The following is an 11,042-nucleotide window of genomic DNA, read 5'->3' on the forward strand; positions in this document are numbered from 1 at the left end:
TTTGAGTGGTGAAAAATGAATGATGAATGATTAAGGAAGAAAAGCCTTTGGCTTTTTAAAAAATAAAAATTATTAAAAGAAATTACGAAGTAAAAAGTGAGAATCGAAAAGTGAATGTCCAAATTTTATATTTGGAAACATGAACTTTCCCTATGGGCATTTTATATTTCGTTCTTCGAACTTTCTCTTTGAGCTTCAACCTTAATCATTAATTATTCACTATTCATCATTAAAAAAACGTGGCGTAGCCATGTTTGTTCTTCAAATATATAGTAGTTGATAACTTGTGCACTTTGCACTGAAATATTGTTATTAAAGGTAATAGACTTATAATTTTAGATATGATAATATACATACAACAAAAGAAGCTCGCTAAGGAGCAACAATATTTTGGGCTAAGCTGGGCATATATTAGTTTTAAGAAATCAATGGTGAGGAATAAATGAACTTGAAGTATAAAAATATGCACACTGCACAAAAAAATTGTTACCTATGAGCATAGTAATTATTAAAACATCATGATAATATTATTTTAACCTAAAACAATATAACATAATAGTAAATGCAAAGGCGCACTGAAATCAAAACAGTGCGTCTTTTTGTATTTGAAGAATAGGAGTTGAGAATATGTATAAAGTTTCTGCATTATCAAAGAAGTATGGAGAATTAGAAGTTTTAAAAGATATAAGTGTAGATATAAAAGAAGGCGAAGTTGTATGCATTATAGGACCATCAGGTTCTGGCAAAAGTACATTTCTAAGATGTTTAAATTTATTTGAGAAGCCATCAGGTGGAGAGATGCACTACAATGGGAAAAATGTTATGGATAAGAATACAGACATTAGATCTCTTAGAGAAGAAGTTGGAATGGTATTTCAAAAGTTTAACCTGTTTCCATTACATACGGTAATAGAGAATGTTATGTTAGCACCAATACTTACAAAAAAGAAAAATAGGAAAGAAGCTGAAGAAATAGCCTATGAACTTCTTAAAAAAGTAGGATTAAAAGATAAAGCAGATGTTTATCCTAGAACCTTATCAGGAGGACAGCAACAACGTGTTGCTATTGCAAGAGCATTAGCAATGGAACCCAAAATGCTTTTATTTGATGAACCAACCTCGGCATTGGACCCAGAGCTAGTTGGAGACGTATTAGATGTTATGAAACAATTAGCTAAAGATGGTATGACTATGATAGTTGTAACGCATGAAATGGGATTTGCTAGGGATGTATCTGATAGAGTTATATTTATGGACAAAGGGTACATAGTTGAAGAAGGAGCACCAAAAGATATTTTCACAAATCCTAAAAACGAAAGAACAAAAGAATTTTTGTCTAGAGTATTAAATTAAAATTTTATGATAATAAGCTAGGCTTCAAAAGAAATAATAAATAATTATGAAAAGGGGAATGTAATATGAAAAAAATATGTAAAAAATTATTAGCTTTAATTATTGTTGTAATGAGTTGTGTTAGTTTTATGGTAGGATGTGGTTCAGGAAGCTCTAGCAGCACTTCAGCTGCAGGGGGTAGTGATAAACCAAAGGATACATTAGCAGCAGCTAAAGAAAAAGGAGTATTAACAGTTGCTTCATCAAATGATGCTCCATTTGCTTTTATAGATGCTAAAACAAATGAATTCACAGGAATTGATGCAGAGATTATAGGGGAAGTTGCAAAGAGACTTGGAATTAACAAAGTTGAAATGAAACAAATACCATTTGAAAACTTATTAGTAGAATTAAATAACAACAGCGTAGATATGGTAACAGACGGAATGTATGTAAAAGATGAACGTAAAAAATTAGCGTTATTTACAAACATATGGTACAAAGAAGGAGAAGCTATTGTAATTCCTAAAGATTCAAAGATCGCTAGTAAAGATGATTTAAAAAATGCAGTAATAGGTGGACAAAAAGGAACAGCTTTCTTAGAAACAGCTCAAAAATGGCAACAAGCTGGTTTAGTTAAAGATGTACAAGTATTTGGAAGCCAATCTGAATTAATGTTAGCAGTAAACACTGGTAAAGTAGATGCATGTATAACTGATGGTATGGTTGCAGGATATACATTATCACAAGACAGCAGCCTTAACTTAAAGATTTTATCTCCATATAAGGCTGAAGCAGCTGGTATGATTGCAGCAGCTGTTAGAAAAAGTGATACAGCTTTAGCAGATGCAGTTAATGAAAAAATCGACGAAATGAAAAAAGATGGAACAATCCTTAAACTTCTTAAGAAGTATGGAATGAATGAAGATTATTTCGTATCAGTAGAAGATGGTAAAACTTCAGATAAATAATAAATAGTAACTAAAAAAGAATCCATATGGATTCTTTTTTAGAAAAGGAGGCAGATATATGGATATTTTATCTCATTTAGATTTTGGTACAGCACTTAAATATTTAGCACCTTCCTTAGAGGCTGGGCTCTGGGTTGTTATACAAGCTACATTCTTTGGATTTGCATTAGCAATAATATTAGGATTATTAATTGCAATTGGACGTATTAGTAAAATAAAAGTCTTACAAGGATTTTTAGTAGTATTTTTAGAATTTATTCGAGGCACTCCCTTATTAGTACAATTAGTATATATGTATTATGTAGTACCACTTTTAGTATCAATGGTTATACAAATCTGGAGCCCAGGGTATCAATTTAAAATCAGTTCATTAGTTGCAGGAACAATAGGCCTTGGTGTTAACTACGGATGTTATATATCAGAAGTTATCCGTTCATCAATATTATCGATAGATGGAGGTCAAACAGAAGCAGCGTTAGCGCTAGGACTTACAAATAAACAGGCGTTATTTAGAATAATAATACCTCAAGCCTTACGAAGCGTGATACCCGTATTCGGAAATTACGTAATAATGATGTTAAAAGATACATCATTACTTGCATATGTATCAGTTAGTGAATTATTACTACGTACTCAAAGCTATGCTTCACAATCATTTTTGACTATAGAATCATATACAATTTTAGCAGGATTCTATTTAATACTAAGCTTACCACTTGCACAATTAGTAAAACTAGTTGAAAAGAAAATGATAAAGTTTAGTTAGTATAATTGAGGTATATGGTAAAACTATGCAGCAGTTGATAAATTATTTTCTTTCATGTATTTAATTGAAAAAACTTAATGGGAGGTTGTTTGATTTTGGGGTGTTTTAGTAGATTTTAAAACATTCAGAAATGCTGCAAGCTTCCATTTAGCACTTTCCATCATAATTTTCCTAGAGCACTAATCTAGTTGAAAGTTATAAGTTAGAAGTGAAAAGTATACGAAGAAAAGCCATAGGCTTTTCTTAAATAAATATAATCTTAGAAATCCATATAGAGGTTTCACCCGTTAACTTATAACTTCAAACTTATAACTAACATAATATTATTTCTAAGTGACAAAATTAATTTTTAAGTAACTCTTTTTTTATAAAAGGATATGTGATAAAAATATAATAAGTACATGTAATTTATCCGATAGCTAGCATCCGTAGCACTCCCACTTATTTAAGTGGGAGATAACGGCTGCACGCTCCTGGATAAGTTCAACTAGGATTCAGCTGGGGATACAAACCCCAACTGAATCAAGTTTCACTTGATACAATTAGATAAGGGAAAGGTGGATTTTATGTCAATTTCGGTGAGAGATATACTTAAATTAGATTCCTTACAGAAAATTAATCTTGTTGGTGGAGAAGCGGGGTTAGAAAAATGTATAGAATGGATATATGTAGCAGAATGCTTTGAAAATCCACTTGAGGGAATTAAATGGCTGCAAGGTGGAGAAATTATATTTATAACTGGTGTTGGAATTAAGGAAAATACGAGTTTATTATTAGATCTTATAAAAGGAATCAATGAAAAAAATGGAGCGGGCTTAATAGTAAATATAGGACCATATATAAAAAGTATATCTGATGAAGCAATTAAACTTGCAGATGAGCTTGAAATTCCACTATTTACACTACCTTGGGAAGTTAAATTAGTTGATGTTTCTAGAGAGATTAGTAATGCTATTGTTTTATCACGTATTGAAGAAAATTCTCTGACCCATTTCTTAAGTAATATTCTTTTTGGAGATGGAGAATTAGAAGGGGATGCTATACAAAAGGCAGCTTATTTTGGGTATAATTTAGCAGGTGAATGCTGCATATGTGTTATAGACATAGATGGTTTTGAAAGATATCTTAAACTAAAAAATTTAGATGATGAAGTAAGTATATCTAAGCTTAAGATTACTTTTAGAAAAATAGTACAAGATATTCTGGAAAAACATGCACTTAAAGTACCAATAATTGATAAAGATGACGCAGTTATATTTTTTACAAGGTCTGAAGAAAACTGTATGAATAGATTGGACAAAGCCCTAAAAGAAATTCAGGAAGTCATAAAAAGGCGTATGGATGGACTATCTGTAAGTGTAGGAATTGGTAATTCATATAAAGATTTAAAAATGATGAAGCAATCATTAAGTGAAGCGGAATTAGCTATTGATAGTGCAAAATGCCAAGGCCTGGATGACACAATTACTAAATATAAAGATATAGGAATTTATGGGCTTCTTTTTAGTATAAAAAATAGAACTACCTTGGAAAATTATTATTTTGATGTTCTAGGGCCAATAATTAACAGTGACAATAAGAATAAGGATAGTAACTTAGTTGAAATACTAGAAATGTATTTAAATGAGAATTGTAACATTACAGCTACAGCAGAAAAGCTATTCTTACATAGAAATACTCTTAAATATAAGATTAAGAAAATAGAGGAACTTTTAGAATGTGATCTTCATAACTTTAATGATTGCATTAAGGTAAAAATTGCATTGTACATTAATACCATTTTGAAATAAATATTTAAGATTTAGTAGGCAACGAAGTCTATCACATTTTATGTGATAGACTTTTTTGTTTTAATACATGAAGGATAGGAGGGATTGATATGTCAATTTTAGTAAAAGATATTTTGAAATTAAATTCACTTAAGAATATGGAATTAATAGCTGGAGATTCAGGTATAGAGAAATGTATAGAATGGATATACGTATCGGAGTGCCTCGAGGATCCTTTAGAAGGTATAAAGTGGCTGCAAGGCGGGGAAATAGTAATTATTACAGGGGTAGGAATAAGGAAAGATATTAGTGTTTTGAGAAAACTTATTGAAGGAATTAGTGAAAAAAATGGAGTAGGGCTAATTGTAAATGTTGGAAGATATATAAAGGAAGTTCCTGAGGAGGCTATTGAAATTGCTAATAAATTAGATATACCCCTATTTACTCTGCCTTGGGAAGTAAAATTAGTTGAAGTTTCAAAAGAAATAAGTAATGCAATCATATTAGCTCGTATTGAAGAAAAATTCATGAATGACTTTTTAAACAACATACTTTTTGGTCAGATAGATTTAGAAATAGATATTAAAGCAAAAGCAAATTACTTTGGCTATAATCTACAAGGGAAATGTTGTATTTGTATTATACAAATTGATGGAATTAAAAAAATTGAACAATCAAAAAGTGTTTATGATGAAATAAGCATATCTCAAACTAAAGTAAAGTTAAGGAAAATAGTGCAGGATATTTTAGAAAAATATTCTCTAAAGGTTCCAATAATTGATAATGATAATGAAATTATATTCCTAAATAGAGCTGAAGAAAATTCAATGAACAGGCTAGAGAAGTCATTAAAGGAAATACAAGAAGTAATAATAAATCGTATGAATGAAATATCAGTAAATATAGGTATTGGAAATGGTTATGAAGATATGAGTTTAATGAAGCAATCCTTTAGCGAGGCAAAGATGGTAATTGAAAGTCTAAAATATGAAGAATTTAATCATGAGATTAGAAAATATAGCGATATAGGAGTGTATGGCTTAATATTTAGCATTGAAAATAAAAATGTATTAAGTAATTATTATAAGCAAGTACTAGGTCCTATTGTAGAGAGTAATAAAAAAAGTAAGGAAATTAGTTCTATTAAAATATTAGATGTATATTTAAATGAAAATTGTAATCTTTCTGTTGCGGCAGAAAAGTTATTTTTACACAGAAATACATTAACATATCGTATAAAAAAGATAGAACAGCAATTAAAATGCAATCTGCACAATTTTGAGGATTGTCTTAAAATAAAGATGGCCTTATACATTAGTAAGGTATTATAAAAATTTTTCGTCAATATGAACAAAAATGGAACAAGCCTTGTAAATAAAGAGTTACAAGGCTGTTTCATTTTTCTTTGCAGCTAATAATCCTACTATAAAATTAAGTTTTGAAGATTTTTATCTATAAATTTATAAAATATCTATCAAATAGCGAGGTTTTTATGCGTATTACTAAGTGATTAGGATTAAAGAGTTTTAGCATTTTAGTCAAAACAGACAAAAACATTATAGCGCTTGGACATAGAAATGGAAAATAGAAAGTATTATTATATAAACAAGTTAGTAATACAAATTAATATTTTTGCAGACAATGGAGTCTATCATGTATAAGAGCATGGTATGACTCTGTTTTTACGAACTTAAGCATTTTAAATAGTAATTAATTATAAAAATTAAAATAAAAATATCTCAATTGGGAGGCTGTAATTATGATAGAAGAATCAAATGTAAAATTAGTAACTTCAATACCAGGACCAAAGTCAAAGGAAATTCTTGAAGAAAGAAAGAAATATGTAGCAAATGGAGTATCTGTATCAACAGGCATTGCCCTTGAAGAAGCAAAAGGTGCATTAATTAAAGATGTTGATGGAAATGTATTTCTAGATTTCGCAGCTGGAATTGGTGTTCAAAATGTAGGGCATTGTGACGATGAAGTAGTTAAGGCAATAAAAGAGCAAGCAGAATTATGCATTCATCCAAGCTATAATGTAGTAACATATGAATCATATGGAGCTTTAGCTAAAAAGTTAACAGAAATAACTGTTGGAGACTTTGAAAAGAAAGTTATGTTTGCTAACAGTGGAGCAGAAGCAGTAGAAAATGCAATAAAGATAGCTAGAACTTATACAAAGAAAACAGGAGTACTTTCAGCTACAGGTTCTTTCCATGGTCGTACAAACATGACTATGTCAATAACAAGTAAGTATAAACCATATAAAAATGGGTTTGGACCATTTGCTCCAGAAACTTATAAATTTGATTTCCCATACGCTTATAGAGCACCTCTTGGTGTATCAGAAGAAGAGTATGCAGATGAATGTATCAATAGATTAAAAACAATGCTTAAAACAACACTTTCTCCAGATATGATAGCATGTTTAATAGTTGAACCATTACAAGGTGAAGGTGGATTTGTAGTACCATCTGCAAAATATATGCAAGAATTGCAAAAGATTTGTAATGAAAATAATATAGTATTCATAGTAGACGAAATACAAGCAGGATTCGCAAGAACTGGTAAAATGTTTGCTCATGAACACTATGGAATAGAGCCAGATGTAATTACATTATCAAAATCTATTGCAGCAGGAGTTCCATTAAGTGCTGTTGTGGCTAAAAAGGAAATAATGGATTCAGCATGTGTTGGTGGTATTGGTGGAACATACAGTGGAAGCCCTCTAGCATGCGTAGCTGCACTTAAAGTTATAGAAAAAATAGAAAAAGAAAATTTATGTGAAAAATCTCAAAAGCTTGGCGCATATATTGTAGAAAGATTAAATGAGATGAAAGAAAAATATGAAGTTATAGGTCAAGTAAGAGGTTTAGGTGCAATGGTAGGTTTAGAGTTTGTAAAAGATAGAACTAATAAAGAACCAGCTGCAGATTTAGTAAAGGCTATAATTCAAAAGTGTTATGAAAAAGGAGTTATATTACTAAATGCAGGTATACTTGGCAACGTAATTCGTTTCCTACCTCCACTAGTTATGACAGAAGAACAAGTAAAATACGGAATGGACGTTCTAGACGAATCAATTAAAGAGTGTATATAGAATTTCAACATGTAACCTAGACTTATGTGAATATCAAACGAAATTAGATACATGTGTATTCCATAGGACTATGAAAATATCGCTGAAAGTACTAAAAGGCAGGTTGCACCAAATCAAACTTGCTCCAACCATTCGGTTGGACAAGTTTGATTTGAACAACCTACCTTTAAGTGCTTTTAGCAGCTCATTTTCAAATGCCTATTTCATACACATGTATCTAATTTCTCCGTTTAGATATACACATAAGTTTAGGAAATGTTGTTATACATTACCGATTACAATTGGAGACAAGCAAGAATGGAACAACTTCTAATGAAGAAATCCTTCAATCCTATTCTCAATGCAACACTGCGCAAAATAGTTAGTTTTTCTTTCTGGTGTGGTAAGTATTTCTAAGCATAATTAATATATTAAATTATCTATATCAAATTAAATAGTGTATAACAGTTAATACATTTATTTGAACTTCTGCTATAGGCATCTGTATACATAAACTTGATTTATACTTTATTATATATCCCAACTAGAAATATGAGTCATTCTTTTGTGGAATGTTTCATTAGGAATTTTTATGGATGTGATTCTAGACTAGAAGCTGTTCCAAAATGCTAGTTCAAAAAGTGAGAGTCCAAATTTTACATTTGGATTCTCGAACTTTCTCTGTGAGCGCTTGTCTTTGAAGCTAGCATTTTGGATGCAACTTCTAGTCTTAGAATCGCCCATAAAAATTCCTTAGAAACTGAAACAAAAGAATGATTCATATTTCTTTCGTAGGGCTATACTTGGAAAAATTATTTATATAAGACAATCAATTTCATGTGTAAAAGAATTGACAATAAATTTTTGTAGTAGTAATATTAGAGTATAGCAAAGAAGCCCACAAAGTGAGATTCTTTGCTTATTTTATTATATGCACGAAAATTTTTTTACAATAAAAATTATTAATCAGATAGTTTTTACAATATATAAAATAAAGGTATAAACTCATGTAATTTAATGAACTAATGAGTGTTGAGTGTGGAGGTTAATATGATTAAGACAGTGGTATCTCTAGGACTATCAGTTGATGAAAAGTTAATAATTAAGAAAAATAGACTTAGCCCAGAAAATATGAATGGAAAAGAGAAGAGGATATGTATTATTACTGGGCTTCATGGCGATGAACTTGAGGGGCAATATGTATGCTATAAATTAATTAAACAAATACAAGAAAATATTGAATATTTAAATGGAATAGTTGATTTATATCCTGCCCTTAATCCTTTAGGAATAGATTCAATACACAGAGGGATGCCAACCTTCGATTTAGATATGAATAGAATATTTCCCGGGTCTGAAAGCGGAGCCATGGCTGAGCATGTCGCAGCAAAGATTATTGAAGATATAGATGGTGCAGACATTTGCATAGACTTACATGCAAGTAATATATTTTTGAGAGAAGTACCTCAAGTTAGAGTTAGCGAGCACATAAAGGATAAGTTATTACCTTATGCAAAGCTATTAAACATGGATTTTATTTGGGTTCATCCAGAAGCAACAGTATTAGAATCTACATTAACCTATAGTTTAAATAATAAGAATATACCAGCATTGCTTGTGGAAATGGGCGTTGGAATGAGGATTACAAAAGAATATGGGGATCAATTAGTTGAAGGTATATTTAATTTAATGAAAGAATTGAATATATGGACAGGCTCCGTAACATCGGTAAGGCAACCTATTGTATCAACTGAAAAAGAAGTGAATTTTATAAACGCTAAAGCTTCAGGAATATTTATGCCATGTGTTAAGCATTTAGATGAGATAAAAAAGGGTGAAAAAGTTGGTGAAATTTTTAATTCATTAACTGGTGAAATAGCAGAGGAATTAATATCTCCATGTGATGGAGTGGTATTTACATTAAGAGAATATCCTGTAGTTTATGAAGGGTCTCTTATTGCAAGGGTACTTGGAGGTGCAAAATGAGAAAAGAAATATTATATACATTAAAATCACCACATAGAGATGATATGAGAATTACAGGATATAAGTTTGGAAAAGGTGAAAAAACAGCATGTATAGTAGGTGCAATAAGAGGAAATGAAATACAGCAGCTATATACTTGCTCGCAGCTTATTAAAACCTTAACTAAATTAGAGCAAAAAGGAGCAATATCAAAAGATCGTGAAATTCTTGTTATTCCTTGTGTAAATCCACATTCCATGAATATAGGAAAAAGATTTTGGACTATGGATAATACTGATATTAATAGGATGTTTCCAGGAGAAAGGAATGGGGAAACCACTCAGAGGATTGCGAGTGGTGTTTTTGAACAAGTAAAAGATTATCCATTTGGAATTCAATTTACTAGTTTTTATATGCCAGGTGATTTTATACCCCATATAAGAATGATGGAGACAGGTTATCAAAGTCCAAGTCTTGCAAATTTGTTTGGTCTCCAATATGTATTAATTCGTAAGCCAAAGCCTTATGATACAATGACCCTAAATTATAATTGGCAAATGTGGGAGGCCAGTGCATTTTCATTATATACAAATGCAACTGATCAAATAGATGAAGTTTCAGCAAAGCATGCAGTAGTTGCTGTCTTAAGATTTTTAACTAGAATGGGAGTAATAAAATATAATAGTCACAGCGGATATATCGCAAGCGTATTAAAAGAGGATGATTTACTTTCTGTTAAAACCCAATCTGGTGGAATATATAGAAGATTAAAGAATCCTGGTGATGGAGTTGAAAGAGGAGATATTCTAGGAGAAATAATCCATCCTTATGAGGGAGAAGTTATAGAACAAGTCATATCTCCAACTGATGGTATAATTTTCTTTGCTCATAAATCTCCTTTGGTTATGGAAAATGTAGTTGCCTATAAAATAATAAGAAGGCTTCATGAATAAATTAAAGATTGAAGATAAATTTGTATTATAAAAAATGTGTTGAAGTAATTATAAAAGTTACTTTAACACATTTTTTATTATTTGCATTGTAGGGTATTTATCTTATTTAATTTCATACAAAATCTGTAAAGCGAAAGAAATATAAATATTTAGGCACAATCAAATAAATAACAAGTCCATTTGCCAGCCTATTTTCCATCATCCTGC

8 protein-coding genes are annotated in these 11,042 nt (G+C 30.6%); all 8 read left to right on the top strand.

Features of this window, described 5'->3' with window-relative positions:
* The first annotated feature begins 627 nt into the window (after positions 1-627).
* The 8 genes from COL3_RS24480 to COL3_RS24515 all read left to right on the top strand — a co-directional run bounded on the left by COL3_RS24480 (position 628) and on the right by COL3_RS24515 (position 10,835).
* Complete coding sequence (locus COL3_RS24480) at positions 628-1,353, top strand: amino acid ABC transporter ATP-binding protein (protein WP_008428498.1); 726 nt, start codon at positions 628-630, stop codon at positions 1,351-1,353.
* 65 nt (positions 1,354-1,418) lie between these two features.
* On the top strand, positions 1,419-2,303 hold the full coding sequence (locus COL3_RS24485) for an ABC transporter substrate-binding protein (RefSeq protein ID WP_008428497.1): 885 nt from the start codon (positions 1,419-1,421) through the stop codon (positions 2,301-2,303).
* 58 nt (positions 2,304-2,361) lie between these two features.
* Entirely contained in the window at positions 2,362-3,069 is a 708-nt protein-coding gene (locus COL3_RS24490) for an amino acid ABC transporter permease (protein WP_008428496.1), read from the top strand.
* A 566-nt stretch (positions 3,070-3,635) separates the two neighbouring features.
* A complete protein-coding gene (locus COL3_RS24495; RefSeq protein ID WP_008428492.1) occupies positions 3,636-4,859 on the top strand; it encodes a PucR family transcriptional regulator in 1,224 nt (407 codons plus the stop codon).
* An 89-nt stretch (positions 4,860-4,948) separates the two neighbouring features.
* A complete protein-coding gene (locus tag COL3_RS24500) occupies positions 4,949-6,169 on the top strand; it encodes a PucR family transcriptional regulator (protein WP_008428489.1) in 1,221 nt (406 codons plus the stop codon).
* Positions 6,170-6,597: 428 nt separating this feature from the next.
* A complete protein-coding gene (gene gabT / locus COL3_RS24505; protein ID WP_008428487.1) occupies positions 6,598-7,938 on the top strand; it encodes a 4-aminobutyrate--2-oxoglutarate transaminase in 1,341 nt (446 codons plus the stop codon).
* Between the two features lie 1,029 nt (positions 7,939-8,967).
* A complete protein-coding gene (locus COL3_RS24510; protein WP_008428485.1) occupies positions 8,968-9,903 on the top strand; it encodes a M14 family metallopeptidase in 936 nt (311 codons plus the stop codon).
* The gene (locus COL3_RS24515; RefSeq protein ID WP_008428483.1) at positions 9,900-10,835 is read left to right on the top strand and encodes a M14 family metallopeptidase; all 936 of its coding nucleotides are present in this window, start codon (positions 9,900-9,902) and stop codon (positions 10,833-10,835) included. The genes COL3_RS24510 and COL3_RS24515 overlap by 4 nt, the downstream gene beginning before the upstream one ends.
* Positions 10,836-11,042 lie beyond the last annotated feature (207 nt).

The organism is Clostridium sp. LS (assembly GCF_002760435.1).
Taxonomy (GTDB): Bacteria; Bacillota; Clostridia; order Clostridiales; family Clostridiaceae; genus Clostridium.

What these genes read in the sequence shown, in the direction of transcription:
- COL3_RS24480 (WP_008428498.1), top strand. Translation starts at nt 628, where the DNA reads ATGTATAAAGTTTCTGCATTATCAAAGAAGTATGGAGAATTAGAAGTT.
- COL3_RS24485 (WP_008428497.1), top strand. Translation starts at nt 1,419, where the DNA reads ATGAAAAAAATATGTAAAAAATTATTAGCTTTAATTATTGTTGTAATG.
- COL3_RS24490 (WP_008428496.1), top strand. Translation starts at nt 2,362, where the DNA reads ATGGATATTTTATCTCATTTAGATTTTGGTACAGCACTTAAATATTTA.
- COL3_RS24495 (WP_008428492.1), top strand. Translation starts at nt 3,636, where the DNA reads ATGTCAATTTCGGTGAGAGATATACTTAAATTAGATTCCTTACAGAAA.
- COL3_RS24500 (WP_008428489.1), top strand. Translation starts at nt 4,949, where the DNA reads ATGTCAATTTTAGTAAAAGATATTTTGAAATTAAATTCACTTAAGAAT.
- gabT (WP_008428487.1), top strand. Translation starts at nt 6,598, where the DNA reads ATGATAGAAGAATCAAATGTAAAATTAGTAACTTCAATACCAGGACCA.
- COL3_RS24510 (WP_008428485.1), top strand. Translation starts at nt 8,968, where the DNA reads ATGATTAAGACAGTGGTATCTCTAGGACTATCAGTTGATGAAAAGTTA.
- COL3_RS24515 (WP_008428483.1), top strand. Translation starts at nt 9,900, where the DNA reads ATGAGAAAAGAAATATTATATACATTAAAATCACCACATAGAGATGAT.